A 14,161-nucleotide genomic window follows, 5' to 3' on the forward strand; every position below is an offset into this window, starting at 1 on the left:
GGCTAGGGCGCGCGGACGCCCGTAGGCTGAGCGAGGTGAACGAGATCCTCACGTGGTTGCTCGACGTCGTCCAGAACGTCGACCCCGTGGTGCGCACGCTCGTCGCCGGAGTCGCGATGATGCTGGAGACCAGCGTGCTGGTCGGTCTCGTGGTCCCGGGCGACACCGTCGTCATCGTCGCGGGCACGGCGATCGCCTCGCCGCTGGAGGGGATCCTGCTCGGGGTGGCCGTCGTGATCGGGTCGCTCGCCGGCGAGAGCCTCGGCTTCTGGCTGGGACGCTACTTCGGTCCGCGTATCCGCGCGTCGCGTCTGGGGCAGAAGCTTGGCGACCGCAACTGGGAGCGTGCCGACCGGTACCTCCGCCGTCGCGGGGGCCCCGCCATCTTCCTGTCGCGCTTCCTGCCCGTGCTGCACTCGCTCGTGCCGCTGACGGTCGGCATGAGCGGCTACCGCTACCGACGGTTCCTGGCGTGGACGGCGCCCGCGTGCATCGTCTGGGCCGGCCTCTACATCACCGTCGCCGCGACGGCCGCGGGCACCTACCGTGAGCTCGCCGACCGCATCCACTACGCCGGATACGTCTTCGTCGGGATCATCGTCGTCTTCCTCCTCCTGGTCTACATCGGCAAGAAGGTGCTGGAGCGCATCGAGCGCCGGCACCTCGCCGAAGAGCACGACTCCCTCGAACCGGCGGGCGACGACGTGAAAGACTGAGCGGGATGCCTCGCTCCCCTCGCGCCAAAGTGCTCTGGTTCGCCCGCCTGGAGTACCGCTTCCATGCCTGGCGCGAGCGTCGCGCACGGGCTCGCGGTCTCCGGCCCTCGGTCACCGGCTTCCCTGGCTACGGGACTGAGGAGTGGGTTCGCGTCCTCGGCCGCGTCCTCATCACTCCCCCGGTCAAGCGCACGTCCACCGGGGACTTCGCGAGCCTGAGGGGATGGCGCAGCTTCGCGGCGGTCCCGGTCGGGTACGCCCAGGTCACGGTGACGATCGAGGGAGTCGCGCACGAGGTCGTCGCCGACCGCGGCGGCGTCATCGACGCGAAGCTCCCCGCGTCGCTTCCTCCCGGATGGCAGACCGTGACGATGACGGTCGAGGGCAGCGAACCGACCGAGACCCGGGTGTTCGTCGTCGGCTCGGACGTGCGTTTCGGCGTCGTCAGCGACGTCGACGACACCGTCATGGTCACGGCTCTCCCCCGCCCGCTGCTCGCCGCCTGGAACTCGTTCGTCGTCGACGAGCACGCCCGCCAGCCCGTCCCCGGCATGGCCGTGATGCTCGAGCGACTCTCGCGTGAGCACCCCGGCGCCCCCGTGATCTACCTCTCCACGGGCGCGTGGAACGTGGCGCCGACGCTCACGCGCTTCATGCGCCGGCACCTCTTCCCCGCGGGCGCGTTCCTGCTGACCGACTGGGGGCCGACGCACGACCGGTGGTTCCGCAGCGGCCGCGACCACAAGGAGGGCAACCTCCGGCGACTGGCCACCGAGTTCCCGAACGTGAAGTGGCTCCTGGTCGGCGACGACGGACAGCACGACGACGCGATCTACACGCACTTCGCGATCGAGCACCCCGACAGCGTGGCGGCCGTCGCCATCCGGCGCCTGCTGCCCGCCGAGGCCGTGCTCGCCGGTGGCCGCACGGTCGTCGACGACCACTCCGCCGCCGACGTCCCGTGGGTCTCGGAATCCGACGGCGCCGGACTCCTCGAGCGTCTCGAGGACGTGGGCGTCATCGCCGGCGACGCCTGACGCCGCCGCGTGACTGCGTCTGACGCCGTCGCGTAGCAGCGCTGACGCGGCCGCGTGGCTGCGCAACCTCAGCGATTCGCGTCGGGTGAGTGGCATCCGGGGTTCCGGGCTGAGGATGCGCGGATCGCTGAGGTTGCGCCCGGCCGGGCGACCCGTGCCGGCCCCAACCCCGCTCGCGCCGCCGCCGATGTCGGAACCCCCGCGTACGGTGGAAGCATGTGCGGTCGATTCGTCGTGGCCAATGTGGCATCCGAGCTCGTGGGGGTGCTGCGCGTCGACGTCGAGACCGATGAGCTGCCGCCGCCGTCGTACAACATCGCGCCCACGGCATCCGTGGCGATCGTGCTCGACTCGGTGAAGACCGAGCCGCCCGTGCGGCGCCTCGAGGTGGCACGGTGGGGGCTCGTCCCGGGCTGGGCGAAAGACGTGAAGATCGGCGCGCGGGCGTTCAACGCGCGGTCGGAGGAGATCGAAGACAAGCCGATGTTCCGCAACGCCCTGATCAAGCGTCGCGCGGTGATCCCCGCCTCCGGCTATTACGAGTGGAAGACCACCGAGGCGGGCAAGACCCCGCACTACATTCACCCCGCCGACGGGTCGCCGCTGTTCTTCGCCGGGCTCTACGAGTGGTGGAAGGATCCCGCCAAGGCGGAAGACGACCCGACGCGTTGGGTCCTCAGCTGCACGATCCTCACGCGCGACGCGATCGGCCGCCTCGGGTCGATCCACGACCGGATGCCGCTGTTCATGGACCCCGACTTCGCCGACGCGTGGCTCGACCCGACGACCGAGAACGTCGGCGACATCCTGGATGCCGCGGTCGACGCCGCCCCCGACGTCGCCGAGACGCTCGACGACCATGTCGTGTCGTCCGCGGTCGGGAACGTCCGCAACGACAGCCCCGACCTCATCGAGCCGGTGGAATGACCGCACTCCTCGAGACGGATGTGCTTCCGCCCGCGGAGTGGACCGTGCGGGCGGACGCGCACGCCGAACGCGCCGACGCGCTGACGGCCGCTCACCGCGCCCGCGCCTCACGGGGGCAGAAGCATCCGGTCGAAGACTTCCTGTTCACCTACTACTCGTACAAGCCGGCGATCCTGCGACGGTGGCATCCCGGTCCCGGCATCGTGCTCGCCGAGGCCGACGAGCGGGCGTCCTGGCGCTGGTACCGGGTCGCGCCGGACGGGACGGAGGTGGATGCCGAGGCGTTCCGCCGCGACCGCGGTTCGCTGTACCGCGGCGTAGTGAACCTGCTGCGGGCCACCGCGGCCCGCCCGGCTCAGTTCGGGTGCTTCGGGCTGCACGAGTGGGCCATGGCCTACCGCGCCGACGAGGTGCGCCACGCGGTGCCGTTGCGTCTCGGGCGCGACGGCACGGACGCCGTGGTCGAGTCGCACGATCTCAAGTGCACCCACTTCGACGCGTTCCGGTTCTTCACGCCCGAGGCGGTTCCGCGCAACCGGACCCCGCTCGCCCGTGAGGGGCAGATCGACGTCGAGCAGCCTGGATGTCTGCACGCCGGTATGGACGTCTACAAGTGGGCTGTGAAGCTCGGCCCGCTCGTGCCCGGCGAGATCCTGCTCGACGCGTTCGAGCTGGCACGCGACATCCGCACGCTCGACATGGAAGCATCGCCCTACGACCTCGCCGACTGGGGCTACTCCCCCGTCGCGATCGAGACCCCGGACGGCAAAGCGCAGTACGTCGCCCGTCAGCGGGGCCTGAGCGAGCGGTCGCAGGCGCTGCGGACAGCGCTCGTGGCCGCGGTCACGGAGGGCGACGACACGCCCGGTGGAGCCGATTTCCTGCGCCTCGAATCCGTGTAGTAAGCTCATGGAGTTGCCTCGAACGGGGCGAAAACAGAAAACGGGCCTGTGGCGCAGCTGGTAGCGCACCTGCATGGCATGCAGGGGGTCAGGGGTTCGAGTCCCCTCAGGTCCACCGGATCGAATGCCCCGCGAGTGATCTCGCGGGGCATTCTGCGTTTCCGGGCACCTTGCAGTATTTGGGAACGCGAGCACGCGATCGCTCCGTCCACCGTCACGGAACGGACGGGGGTGTCGTTCGTGTCGCAGAGAAGCGGTTACGACGTGACTCGCGTCCCGAAGGCCACGCCCGCGACGCAGAGATCGTCGGCCTCGCCGCGGAAGAAGAGAACCGCAGGTACTTCTCGACCACTCGCCCCCTCGTCAGGCTGTGACTGTGAGACGTTGATGAACCATGTCGGGGAGAGGTCGGCATATTCCTCCCACTGCTCACCGTCGAACTTCTCCGGCTCGCCGGCCGACAAGCCGTCCCACGAGGTCGGATCCCCGAAGTCCACTGGAGCGTCCGCGCATACCCTTCCGGACTGCCCGGAGGTGGTGACCTCCTCGATGACGTCATTGCTGACGGCTCTCACGGCAGCCCCGTCGGAGCCGTAGACGGCCGCCTCCGGTGAGCAGGCCGTACACGCGAGCACGAGACCCGATCCGGCGGCGAATGTGGCAATCCTCGTACTCGTTCGCATATCCCTGCCCGTTCATGAACTCACCGAATCACTCCGTGGGTGTCGTCGTGACAACCTAGCCCTCCGACGTGCCTGCTGCACCGACTCCTCAATGAACTCCCGCTGCCGGCCGCGGGTAGGCCACGATCGGATGCCCGTACCCCCCTACCCCAGCAGCACGACGTCGAACTCCCGCACGACGGCCCGCACCTCGTCGAGGTAGCGCTGCGCCTGTTCGGTGAGCGGGATCGCGGAGTGGGCGATCCACCCGATCTCGATGCGCTCGTCGACGTCGAGCGGCACCGCGACGATCTCGGGGTCGAGGTCGTCGCTGATGATCCCGGTCGAGATCGTGTATCCCTCGAGGCCGATCATGAGGTTGAAGATGGTCGCGCGGTCGGAGACGCGGATCTCCTGCTCGCTGGACAGGGTCGAGAGGATCTCCTCGGCGAAGTAGAACGAGTTGTTGTTGCCCTGGTCGAATGTGAGGCGCGGTAGGCCCGCGAGGTCGTCGAGCGTCACGCGCTCGCGCGCTGCGAGGGGGTTCTTCCGCGAGACGAAGATGTGCGGGTCGGCGAGGAACAGCGGATGGAACGTGAGCCCCGAGTCGCGCAGGAGCTTGTCGATGACGTCGCGGTTGAAGTCGTTGCGGTACAGGATGCCGAGTTCACTGCGCAGCGTCCGGACGTCTTCGATGATGTCCCACGTCCGCGTCTCCCGGAGGGAGAACTCGTATCGTTCGGCCCCGCTGGCCTTGACCATGCGGACGAACGCGTCGACGACGAACGAGTAGTGCTGCGCCGACACGCCCAGGAGGCGCCGCGACGCCGGGCCGCCCAGGTACCTCTGTTCGAGAAGGGCGACCTGCTCCACGACCTGGCGGGCGTACCCGAGGAACTCGACGCCGTCGGTCGTCAGCGTGATGCCGCGCGCCGACCGGACGAGCAACGAGCGGCCCACCTTCGCCTCGAGATCCTTCATCGCGGCCGACATCGTGGGCTGCGACACGTAGAGCAGATCGGCTGCGGCGGAGATGGAGCCTTCCGCGGCGACCTCGATGAAGGACTGGAGCTGCTGCAGCGTCACACCGCTGGAACGACGGGCCATAGGGAAAGACTATATGCGCGGATAGTCCATACGGATTACCCGATGGATGCCGCGAGCGAGCACCATGGTCCCACCGATGACCGCGGCGAGAGCCGACGAGCGAGAGGAGCCTCGGCGATGTCCACCGACTTCACCTACCGGATCTCGACCACCCGATTCGACGAGGACTACTCGCCGTCCGAGAGCTCCCGCGCCACGACGAACTTCGCCAACCTCGCCCGCGGTGACGACCGCCGTGAGAACCTGCGCAGTGCGCTGACGATGATCGACCGCCGGTTCAACGACCTGGCGCGGTGGGACAACCCGGAGGGCGACCGCTACACCCTCGAGCTCGACATCGTCTCGGTCGACGTGGAGTTCGCGGCATCCGGTGACGACCAGCGCTTCCCGCTCCTCGAGGTGCTCGACCTCGTGATCGTGGACCGAACGACCGGTGTTCGCCACCACGGGATCGTCGGCAACAACTTCTCGTCGTACCTGCGCGACTTCGACTTCAGCGTGCTGCTGCCCGCGGCCAGCGCCGCCGCCGGGTCGTTCACCGTCCCCGACGACTTCGGCGCGCTCCACGGAAAGCTGTTCCAGGACTTCCTGGAGTCCGCCGCGTACCGGAAGCGGTTCACGGTGTCGCCGGTCATCTGCATCAGCGTCTCCACCAGCAAGACCTACCGGCGCACCGACAACCACCACCCCGTCCTCGGTGTCGAGTACGCGCAGGACGACTACTCGCTCACCGACGAGTACTTCGGGAAGATGGGGCTGCAGGTCCGCTACTTCATGCCGGCCGGCAGCGTCGCTCCGCTGGCGTTCTACTTCCGCGGCGATCTGCTCAACGACTACTCGAACCTGCAGCTAATCGGCACGATCAGCACGATGGAGACCTTCCAGAAGATCTACCGTCCCGAGATCTACAACGCCAACGCCGCCGCCGCACACGTGTTCCGTCCGACTCTGGACAGCGGCGACTTCTCCCGCACGCGGGTCGATTACGACCGCGAAGAGCGCTCGCGCCTCGCGGTCACCCAGGGGAAATACACCGAGGAGCATTTCGTGAAGCCCCACGGCGAGCTTCTCGCCCGCTGGGCAGGCCTCTCCCCCGCCCTCGTCCACTGACCCGTCGGAGCCCTCACCCATGAACGCACTCCTTCCCACCGCGGTCGTCGGCAGCCTGCCCAAGCCCTCGTGGCTCGCCGAACCCGAGAAGCTCTGGTCGCCGTGGGCGCTCGAGGGCGATGCCCTCGTCGAAGGGCAGCAGGACGCCCTGCGTGCGGCCGTCCACGAGCAGCGCCAGCGCGGCATCGACATCGTCAGCGACGGCGAGCAGACCCGCCAGCACTTCGTGACGACGTTCATCGAGCATCTCAGCGGCGTCGACTTCGAGAACCGTGAGACGGTCCGCATCCGCAACCGGTACGACGCCAGTGTGCCCACCGTCGTCGGGCCCGTCGAGCGTCCCCAGCCGGTCTTCGTCGCGGATGCCGCCTTCCTCCGCGCGCAGACCGACCAGCGGATCAAGTGGGCCCTGCCCGGGCCGATGACGATGATCGACACCCTCTCGGACCGTTACTACAAGAGCCGCGAGAAGCTCGCGTGGGAGTTCGCCGGCATCCTGAACCAAGAAGCCAAGGAGCTCGAGGCGGCCGGGGTCGACGTTATCCAGTTCGACGAGCCCGCTTTCAACGTGTTCTTCGATGATGTGCGCGACTGGGGCATGGCGACGCTCGAACGCGCCGTCGAGGGTCTGCGCGCCGAGACGGCCGTGCACATCTGCTACGGCTACGGCATCAAGGCGAACACCGACTGGAAGGAAACGCTCGGCCCGGAGTGGCGGCAGTACGAGGAGTCCTTCCCCCTGCTGCAGAAGTCGAGCATTGACATCGTCTCGCTGGAGTCGCACAACTCGCGCATCCCGATTGAGGTCATCGAGCTGATCCGCGGCAAGAAGATCATGCTCGGTGCGATCGACGTGGCCTCGCACGAGATCGAGCGCCCCGAAGAGGTGGCCGACACTCTCCGTCGCGCCCTGGACTTCGTGGATGCCGACAAGCTCATCGCCAGCTCCAACTGCGGCATGGCGCCGCTGCCCCGCGACGTCGCCCTCGCCAAGCTCAGCGCGCTGAGCGCGGGTGCGGCGATCCTGCGGGAGGAACTGGCCGGCGCGCTGGTCTGAAACGCCGAAGCGCCGCTCCTCACGTGGAGCGGCGCTTCGTTTCGGTGAGCGTCAGTCGGCGGAAGCCGGAGCCGGGATCTCCAGCGGCACGACCGGGCAGTCCTTCCACAGGCGCTCGAGGCCGTAGTAGACGCGCTCCTGCTCGTGGAAGACGTGCACCACCAGGTCGCCGAAGTCGAGGAGCACCCAGCGCGATTCCTGGCGTCCCTCACGGCGCAGCCGCTTGTGACCGGTTTCGAGGAGCTTCTCCTCCACCTCGTCGGCGATGGCGGCGACGTTGCGCTCGTTGCGCCCCGTGACCAGGAGGAAGATGTCGACGAGCGGCAGCGGCTCGGACACGTCGAGCGCGACGAGGTCTTCGCCCGCTTTCGAGTCGGCTGCGATCGCGGCGATGCGCGCCATCTCGATGCCGTTGGGGCTGGCTGTCATCCGAAGACTCCTGTCGTGAAGGCGAGGACCAGCGCGACGGCGACCGCCACGGCGAGAGCGCCGGTGGTGATGATGAGACCGATGACGAGCTTGCTGCCCTTCTCCGGTGCCGGGGGGCGGATGATCTCACCGGGTTGCTTGACGGTGCTGATCGCGGCACTGGCCGCGATCGGGGTGGGGGACGACGCGGGCGGAAGCTCGCCGTCGAGAAGAACGGCGTCGACATCGCGGCCGTCGGTGGTTCCGGGAGCGTGGCCGGCGGAGCCGAGCCCCTCGGGGAGTTCGAATGTGCCCGTGATCAGCACCTCACCGGTCGACGTGACCGGACCCACGAGCGGGACGCCCGCGGGCGTCTGCGACAGGATCAGCGCGTTCGGCGTCGACACCGACCCCGTGGTCGCGCCTCCGCGCGAGATGAGCTGATCGAAGGACGGCGGCAGCGTGATCTCGGGAGTCTGGCCGCTGAGCAGATCGGAACCGAGAGCGGGGTTCACGGTCGAGAGCGGTGCCTCCGTCTCGGCAGCGGGCGCTTCCTCGGGAGCCGCGGGGCGGAAGATCGCCAGCGCCTCCGCCGGGCGCTCCTGCTCGAGCGGGGCCGCCGGTTCTTCCGTGACCTCGGCGGCCTCGGACTCGGGCGACGCGTCCTCGGTGGTGTCCGGGGCCTCGACCAGCGCGGCATCCGCGGATCCGGTCTCGGATGGCGTGACGTCGGTCTCCACCGGCTCGGCCGGACCGGCGGCGGCCGGCGTCTCGTCGCGCGCCGCGGGCACGCCCGGCTCGAGATCGGGCGCGATGATGGGCACCGAGGCGGTGCGGATGCGTTCCTGGGCACGCGCCTGACGACGGGTGAGGCCGGTCACGCCGAGATCGCCACCGTCGGCGGGCGGGAACGACGCCGGGACGATCGGCGGTACGGGGACGGGAGCGGGCTCCGCGTCGACAGCGGGAGTCTCGTCGACCGGCGCTGCCTCGGCCTTGCCCCGGCCGAAGAGTCCGCCGAACATTCCGCCCTTCTTGGCGGGCGCCTCCTGCGCGGCCGCGGGCTCCGCGGAGGGCGCCTCGGGCTCGGCCGCAACGACCTCGGGCTCGGCGGCTTCGGGGTCGGCGCCGGGTGCCTCCGCCGTGGCGGGCTCCTCGGCTGCGGCGGCTGCCGCGGCGGGCGCGTCCGTGGCGTCCGCTGCCGCAGGCGGCTCGGTCGGGGCCGCGTCGTCGGCGTCGAACTGCGGGTTGATGATCGGCGTGGCGCCGGTGTTGCGGAGTTCGCGCAGCTGACGCCGCGTCAGCGGCGGGGTCTCGGGGTTCTCGGATGTGCTCATGCAGGGCTCCGGTAGAGGTGATGCTTCGCGATGTACTGCACGACACCGTCGGGCACGAGGTACCACACGGGGTGGCCTCGGCGCACTCGGGCGCGGCAGTCTGTGGACGAAATGGACAGCGCCGGGATCTCGAGCTGGCTGACGTCTTCGGTGGGGAGGCCCTCCGTCGTCAGCACGTGTCCGGGGCGGGAGACGGCGACGAAGTGCGCCAGGTCCCACAGCTCCTGATGGTTGCGCCACCCCAGGATCTGGGCCACCGCGTCGGCGCCGGTGATGAAGAACAGGTCGGCGCCGGGACGTTCACGCTTGAGATCGCGCAGCGTGTCGATCGTGTAGGTCGGCCCCGCGCGATCGATGTCGACGCGACTGACCGTGAACTGCGGGTTGGAGGCGGTCGCGATGACCGTCATCAGATAGCGGTGCTCGCTCTCGGTGACGTCGGCTTTCTGCCACGGTCGACCCGTGGGGACGAAGACGACCTCATCGAGATCGAACGACTGAGCGACCTCACTGGCCGCGACCAGGTGACCGTGATGGATGGGATCGAACGTCCCACCCATGACCCCGATGCGAGGGGCGCGTGTCACCGACATACAGTGGGCCTCAGTGGCCGTGCGCCTCGGGGGTGGGCGTGCCGTGCTTGGCGGTGTAGGCCTCCGCCTTGTGCGCGTGCCGGTTCGACACGTTGCGGTACGACAGGGTCACGAGGCTCAGCGTGATGAACCCGGCGAGGGCGATCGCACCGATCCACCACGTCTCGGCCTGCGCGTTGCCGCCGTGGTGGGCGCCCTCTTCAGCGGCGAGGGCGATCAGCGAGGCGATAGTCATCAGTGCTCCGTTCGAGATTTCTGCGCGACGCGCAGGGCCATTTTAGCGGTCAGGCCCGGACCTGGCCGTCGCCGCGCCCGAGCCACTTGGTGCTCGTGAGCTCGGCGAGACCCATGGGGCCGCGCGCGTGCAGTTTCTGGGTGGAGATCCCGACCTCGGCGCCGAAGCCGAACTCGCCGCCGTCCGTGAATCGCGTGGACGCGTTCACGAGGACCACGGCGGAGTCGACCTCGGCGAGGAACCGGGCCGCGGCCGCGTCGTCGTCGGTGATGATCGACTCGGTGTGGTGCGTGGAGTACCGACGGATGTGCTCGAGCGCGGTGTCCAGATCGTCCACGACCCGGACGGCCAGGTCGAGGCTCAGGTACTCGGTCGCCCAGTCGTCCTCGGTGGCCGCGACGACGCGGGGGTCGTATCCGGCCGCCGTCTCGTCGCCGTGCACGCGCACCCCGGCGGCGGCGAGCGACCCCAGGAGTTCGGGCAGCAGTCGATCAGCGGCATCCCGGTGGACGAGGACGGTCTCGACGGCGTTGCAGACGCTCGGACGCTGCGTCTTCGCGTTCAACACGATGTCGCGCGCCCAGTCGGCTCGGGCGGTGGCATCCAGGTAGACGTGGACGACACCGGCGCCCGTCTCGATCACCGGCACCGTCGACTGCGTCACGACCGTCTCGATCAGCCCGGCGCTCCCGCGCGGGACGAGGACGTCGACCAGGCCTCGGGCGTTCATGAGGGCTCGAGCGCCGTCGCGGCCGAAGTCGTCGACGGTCTGGATCGCCTCGGGCGAGACGCCCTGGCTCTTCAGCGCACCGCGCATCACCTCGACGAGGGCGGCGTTGGAGTGCTGCGCGGCGGAACCCCCGCGCAGCACCACGGCGTTGCCCGAGCGCAGCGCGAGCGCCGCGATGTCGACGGTGACGTTGGGGCGCGCTTCGTAGATGGACCCGACGACGCCGAACGGCACCGCGACCTTCTCGAGCGCGAGACCGTTGGGGAGCGTGCGGCGGTCGAGCACGCGGCCGACCGGATCGGGCAGGTCGGCGACGTCGCGGACGGCGGCGGCGAGGGATGCCACCCGCCCGGCATCCAGCCGCAGGCGATCCAGCAACGCGTCGCCGATGTCGGCGGCGCGACCGCTCTCGAGATCATCGGCGTTGGCCGCGACGATCGCGTCGCTCGAGGCGTCGATCGCGTCGGCGATCGCCCGCAGCATCGCGGTCTTGGCCGCGGAGTCGAGGAGCCCGACCTGGCGGGCGGCGTCCTTCGCGAGACGCAGGCGTTCGTCGACCGAAACGGCGGTGAGGGTCATCGCGTCAGTCTATCGCCGCGGGCACCGCGCCCACGGGGCCGGTGGCGAGGGTGACGGGGTCGGGATGCGGGGCGAACCACGTGCCGACCGAGGCGCCCGAGAGGGCCTCGGCGACGAGGTCGGCGCTCGTGACCAGCACACCAACGCCGGCGGCGGAGGCGAGCTTCGCGGCCGAGGCCTTGGTCGCCGCTCCCCCGGTGCCGACGCCATTCACGGTGACCGAGCCGAAGGTGTACTCCGAGAGGTAGTCGCCCCACTCCACATCGGTGATCGGGCGCGCTCCCGGTTCGCTCGGCGGCGCCGTGTACAGGCACTCGATGTCGCTCAGCAGCACGAGGGCGTCGGCTCCGATGAGCTGCGCGACGAGGGCTGCGAGCCGGTCGTTGTCGCCGAAGCGGATCTCGTGGGTCGCGACGGTGTCGTTCTCGTTGACGATGGGCAGGATGCCGAGCCCCAGCAGCCGCTCCATCGCCCGGCGCGCGTTCGACCGGTGCGTCGCGTTCTCGAGGTCTCCGGCGGTGAGCAGCACTTGCCCTGCGAGCAGTCCGAACCGGTCGAGCGAGGTCTGGTAGCGCCACATCAGCACGTTCTGTCCGACGGCCGCCGCCGCCTGCTGCGTCGCGAGATCGTTCGGACGCCCCTGGAGGTCGAGCAGCGGCAGCGCCGTGGCGATCGCCCCGCTCGACACCAGGACGACCTCGATGCCGCTCTCACGCGCGCGCGCGAGGGCATCCACGATCAGGTCGATGCGGAACGCCCCGTCGCCGCTGATCGACGACGACCCGACCTTCACCACGACACGGGACGCCGAAGGGAGATCGGCGCGCGAGCGAGCGGTCATCGCTCCTCGTCCTCGAAGGTCAGAGCGGACGAGTCGCCGTCGGGTGAGATCCCCGCGGCACGCGCTGCGCGGCGCTCGGTCTCGAGCTCGGCGCGGGCGTCGGCCTTGGCATCCATGCGCTCGTGATACTGCTCGCGGCGCTCCGACGAGGTGCGGCGGTTGCTCTGCAGCAGACGCGGGTCGGTACCGCGCGGCGCCGTCATCAGCTCCGCCGTGGAGCTGAGCGTCGGCTCCCAGTCGAAGACGATGCCGTTCCCGGGGCCGATGACGACGGTCGCACCCGCGACGGCGCCGGCGCGGTAGAGCCCGTCCTCGACTCCGAGACGCGCCAGGCGGTCGGCGAGGTAGCCCACGGCCTCTTCGTTCTGGAAGTCGGTCTGCTGCACCCACTTGACCGGCTTGTCGCCGAGGATCCGGTACACCGGTCCGTAGGTTCCGCCCTCGACCTTGACCTCGAAGTCCTTCTCGGACCCCTTGGGCCGGATGACGACGCGCTCGGCGGGAGCCTCGTCGATCGTGGCGAGCCGGTGCTCCTCGACGATCTCGCCGAGGGCGAACGTGAGCTCGCGCAGCCCGGCGCGGCTCACCGTGGAGATCTCGAAGACGCGGAAGCCGCGCGCTTCGAGGTCGGGGCGGACGAAGTCGGCCAGTTCGTGCGCCTCGGGCACGTCGATCTTGTTCAGCACAACGATCTGCGGGCGCTCGAGCAGCGGAAGCTGACCCTCGGGGACCGGGTAGGCGGCGAGCTCGCCGAGGATGACGTCGAGATCGCTCAGCGGGTCGCGGCCCGGGTCGAGGGTGGCGCAGTCCAGCACGTGGACGAGCGCGGTGCAGCGCTCGACGTGACGGAGGAACTCCAACCCCAGGCCCTTGCCCTCGCTCGCGCCCTCGATGAGGCCCGGGACGTCGGCGATGGTGTAGCGCGCATCGCCCGCCTGCACGACGCCGAGGTTCGGGTGGAGGGTGGTGAAGGGGTAGTCCGCGATCTTCGGACGCGCGGCGGACACCGCGGCGATGAGGCTCGACTTCCCGGCGGAGGGGAAGCCCACCAGGGCCACGTCGGCGACGGTCTTGAGCTCGAGGACGACGTCGCCCTCCCAGCCGGGGGTCCCCAGCAGCGCGAAGCCCGGGGCCTTGCGCTTGGGCGAGGCCAGCGCCGCGTTGCCGAGACCGCCGAGACCGCCGGGCGCCGCGACGAAACGCATGCCCGGTGTCAGCATGTCGACGAGCACGTTGCCGTCGGCGTCCTTCACGACGGTGCCGAGGGGAACCGGGAGTTCCTGGTCCTCGCCCAGGGCGCCGGAGCGGTGGTCGCCCATGCCGAACCCGCCGTTGCCGGCGGACCGGTGCGGAGAGTGGTGATAGGACAGCAGCGTCGTGACCTGCGGGTCGGCGACGAGCACGACGTCGCCGCCGCTGCCGCCGTTGCCGCCGTCGGGACCGGCCAGCGGCTTGAACTTCTCGCGGCGCACCGACACGCAGCCGTTGCCGCCCTTGCCCGCACGCAGGTGCAGGGTGACGCGGTCGACGAAGGTGACCATGAGAGATCCTTCCGGAAGGGGGCCGGTGCGGCCGGGACGGGTCCGGCGCTGCCGGGGCGGGGAAAAACGACGAGGGGGCGGGCCAGTGCCCACCCCCTCGGGAACGCCGTGCGCTGCGGGATTACTCCGCGGCGGCGACGATGTTGACGACCTTGCGGCCGCCCTTCTGGCCGAACTCGACGGAGCCGGCAGCGAGGGCGAACAGCGTGTCGTCGCCACCGCGACCGACGTTGGCGCCGGGGTGGAAGTGCGTGCCGCGCTGACGGACGATGATCTCGCCGGCGAGGACGGCCTGGCCGCCGAAGCGCTTCACGCCGAGGCGCTGTGCGTTGGAGTCACGACCGTTGCGGGTGGAGCTTGCGCCCTTTTTGTGTGCCAT

The 14,161-nt window shown here is 69.8% G+C and carries 16 protein-coding genes and 1 tRNA gene; 7 read left to right on the top strand and 10 right to left on the bottom strand.

Features of this window, described 5'->3' with window-relative positions; translation table 11 throughout:
* Positions 1-35: 35 nt before the first annotated feature.
* The 5 genes from P8R59_RS15145 (at position 36) to P8R59_RS15165 (ending at position 3,697) form a co-directional block, all read left to right on the top strand.
* Positions 36-716 carry a DedA family protein gene (locus P8R59_RS15145; protein WP_077051542.1) on the top strand — a complete coding sequence of 227 codons (681 nt, stop codon included), beginning with the start codon at positions 36-38 and terminating at the stop codon, positions 714-716.
* A gap of 5 nt (positions 717-721) precedes the next feature.
* On the top strand, positions 722-1,753 hold the full coding sequence (locus P8R59_RS15150; RefSeq protein WP_278101734.1) for an App1 family protein: 1,032 nt from the start codon (positions 722-724) through the stop codon (positions 1,751-1,753).
* Between the two features lie 216 nt (positions 1,754-1,969).
* Complete coding sequence (locus P8R59_RS15155; RefSeq protein ID WP_278101735.1) at positions 1,970-2,680, top strand: SOS response-associated peptidase; 711 nt, start codon at positions 1,970-1,972, stop codon at positions 2,678-2,680.
* Positions 2,677-3,582 (top strand): 3-methyladenine DNA glycosylase, encoded by a 906-nt coding sequence (locus P8R59_RS15160; protein WP_278101736.1) that lies wholly within the window; start codon positions 2,677-2,679, stop codon positions 3,580-3,582. The genes P8R59_RS15155 and P8R59_RS15160 overlap by 4 nt, the downstream gene beginning before the upstream one ends.
* Positions 3,583-3,624: 42 nt before the next feature.
* Positions 3,625-3,697: transfer RNA gene (locus P8R59_RS15165), tRNA-Ala, on the top strand.
* A gap of 142 nt (positions 3,698-3,839) precedes the next feature.
* Here the strand turns inward: P8R59_RS15165 and P8R59_RS15170 are convergent.
* Both P8R59_RS15170 and P8R59_RS15175 read right to left on the bottom strand, forming a co-directional pair.
* Entirely contained in the window at positions 3,840-4,265 is a 426-nt protein-coding gene (locus P8R59_RS15170; protein WP_278101737.1) for a hypothetical protein, read from the bottom strand.
* A gap of 144 nt (positions 4,266-4,409) precedes the next feature.
* Entirely contained in the window at positions 4,410-5,351 is a 942-nt protein-coding gene (locus P8R59_RS15175; protein WP_278101738.1) for a LysR family transcriptional regulator, read from the bottom strand.
* A gap of 117 nt (positions 5,352-5,468) precedes the next feature.
* On the opposite strand from P8R59_RS15175, the gene P8R59_RS15180 reads away from it, so the two are divergent.
* Together P8R59_RS15180 and P8R59_RS15185 are read left to right on the top strand one after the other, a co-directional pair.
* Positions 5,469-6,461, top strand: a complete 993-nt coding sequence (locus P8R59_RS15180) for a putative oxygenase MesX (protein WP_278101739.1) — start codon at positions 5,469-5,471, stop codon at positions 6,459-6,461.
* 19 nt (positions 6,462-6,480) lie between these two features.
* The gene (locus tag P8R59_RS15185) at positions 6,481-7,518 is read left to right on the top strand and encodes a methionine synthase (RefSeq protein WP_278101740.1); all 1,038 of its coding nucleotides are present in this window, start codon (positions 6,481-6,483) and stop codon (positions 7,516-7,518) included.
* A gap of 51 nt (positions 7,519-7,569) precedes the next feature.
* On the opposite strand, the gene rsfS is transcribed toward P8R59_RS15185, so the two are convergent.
* From rsfS to rpmA, 8 genes are all read right to left on the bottom strand, one after another.
* On the bottom strand, positions 7,570-7,947 hold the full coding sequence (gene rsfS, locus P8R59_RS15190; protein WP_278101741.1) for a ribosome silencing factor: 378 nt from the start codon (positions 7,945-7,947) through the stop codon (positions 7,570-7,572).
* Positions 7,944-9,263, bottom strand: coding sequence for a hypothetical protein (locus P8R59_RS15195; RefSeq protein ID WP_278101742.1), 1,320 nt, complete (start codon positions 9,261-9,263; stop codon positions 7,944-7,946). Before P8R59_RS15195 ends, rsfS begins: the two co-directional genes overlap by 4 nt.
* Positions 9,260-9,856, bottom strand: a complete 597-nt coding sequence (gene nadD / locus P8R59_RS15200) for a nicotinate-nucleotide adenylyltransferase (protein ID WP_076490350.1) — start codon at positions 9,854-9,856, stop codon at positions 9,260-9,262. The genes P8R59_RS15195 and nadD overlap by 4 nt, the downstream gene beginning before the upstream one ends.
* A 10-nt stretch (positions 9,857-9,866) precedes the next feature.
* Positions 9,867-10,091, bottom strand: a complete 225-nt coding sequence (locus tag P8R59_RS15205; RefSeq protein WP_077051551.1) for a hypothetical protein — start codon at positions 10,089-10,091, stop codon at positions 9,867-9,869.
* 49 nt (positions 10,092-10,140) lie between these two features.
* Complete coding sequence (locus tag P8R59_RS15210; protein ID WP_278101743.1) at positions 10,141-11,400, bottom strand: glutamate-5-semialdehyde dehydrogenase; 1,260 nt, start codon at positions 11,398-11,400, stop codon at positions 10,141-10,143.
* A gap of 4 nt (positions 11,401-11,404) precedes the next feature.
* Positions 11,405-12,241, bottom strand: a complete 837-nt coding sequence (gene proB, locus P8R59_RS15215) for a glutamate 5-kinase (protein ID WP_278101744.1) — start codon at positions 12,239-12,241, stop codon at positions 11,405-11,407.
* Positions 12,238-13,782 (bottom strand): GTPase ObgE, encoded by a 1,545-nt coding sequence (gene obgE / locus P8R59_RS15220; RefSeq protein ID WP_278101745.1) that lies wholly within the window; start codon positions 13,780-13,782, stop codon positions 12,238-12,240. Before obgE ends, proB begins: the two co-directional genes overlap by 4 nt.
* Before the next feature lie 121 nt (positions 13,783-13,903).
* Entirely contained in the window at positions 13,904-14,161 is a 258-nt protein-coding gene (rpmA, locus tag P8R59_RS15225) for a 50S ribosomal protein L27 (protein ID WP_077051555.1), read from the bottom strand.

This window comes from Microbacterium proteolyticum, from assembly GCF_029639405.1.
Taxonomy (GTDB): Bacteria; Actinomycetota; Actinomycetes; order Actinomycetales; family Microbacteriaceae; genus Microbacterium.

Bases quoted from the DNA above. Each gene is read 5' to 3' on its own strand.
- obgE (WP_278101745.1), bottom strand. From the start codon at position 13,782: ATGGTCACCTTCGTCGACCGCGTCACCCTGCACCTGCGTGCGGGCAAG.
- P8R59_RS15150 (WP_278101734.1), top strand. From the start codon at position 722: ATGCCTCGCTCCCCTCGCGCCAAAGTGCTCTGGTTCGCCCGCCTGGAG.
- P8R59_RS15210 (WP_278101743.1), bottom strand. From the start codon at position 11,400: ATGACCCTCACCGCCGTTTCGGTCGACGAACGCCTGCGTCTCGCGAAG.
- P8R59_RS15180 (WP_278101739.1), top strand. From the start codon at position 5,469: ATGTCCACCGACTTCACCTACCGGATCTCGACCACCCGATTCGACGAG.
- proB (WP_278101744.1), bottom strand. From the start codon at position 12,241: ATGACCGCTCGCTCGCGCGCCGATCTCCCTTCGGCGTCCCGTGTCGTG.
- P8R59_RS15195 (WP_278101742.1), bottom strand. From the start codon at position 9,263: ATGAGCACATCCGAGAACCCCGAGACCCCGCCGCTGACGCGGCGTCAG.
- P8R59_RS15170 (WP_278101737.1), bottom strand. From the start codon at position 4,265: ATGCGAACGAGTACGAGGATTGCCACATTCGCCGCCGGATCGGGTCTC.
- P8R59_RS15155 (WP_278101735.1), top strand. From the start codon at position 1,970: ATGTGCGGTCGATTCGTCGTGGCCAATGTGGCATCCGAGCTCGTGGGG.
- P8R59_RS15185 (WP_278101740.1), top strand. From the start codon at position 6,481: ATGAACGCACTCCTTCCCACCGCGGTCGTCGGCAGCCTGCCCAAGCCC.
- P8R59_RS15175 (WP_278101738.1), bottom strand. From the start codon at position 5,351: ATGGCCCGTCGTTCCAGCGGTGTGACGCTGCAGCAGCTCCAGTCCTTC.
- P8R59_RS15160 (WP_278101736.1), top strand. From the start codon at position 2,677: ATGACCGCACTCCTCGAGACGGATGTGCTTCCGCCCGCGGAGTGGACC.
- P8R59_RS15205 (WP_077051551.1), bottom strand. From the start codon at position 10,091: ATGACTATCGCCTCGCTGATCGCCCTCGCCGCTGAAGAGGGCGCCCAC.
- nadD (WP_076490350.1), bottom strand. From the start codon at position 9,856: ATGTCGGTGACACGCGCCCCTCGCATCGGGGTCATGGGTGGGACGTTC.
- rpmA (WP_077051555.1), bottom strand. From the start codon at position 14,161: ATGGCACACAAAAAGGGCGCAAGCTCCACCCGCAACGGTCGTGACTCC.
- rsfS (WP_278101741.1), bottom strand. From the start codon at position 7,947: ATGACAGCCAGCCCCAACGGCATCGAGATGGCGCGCATCGCCGCGATC.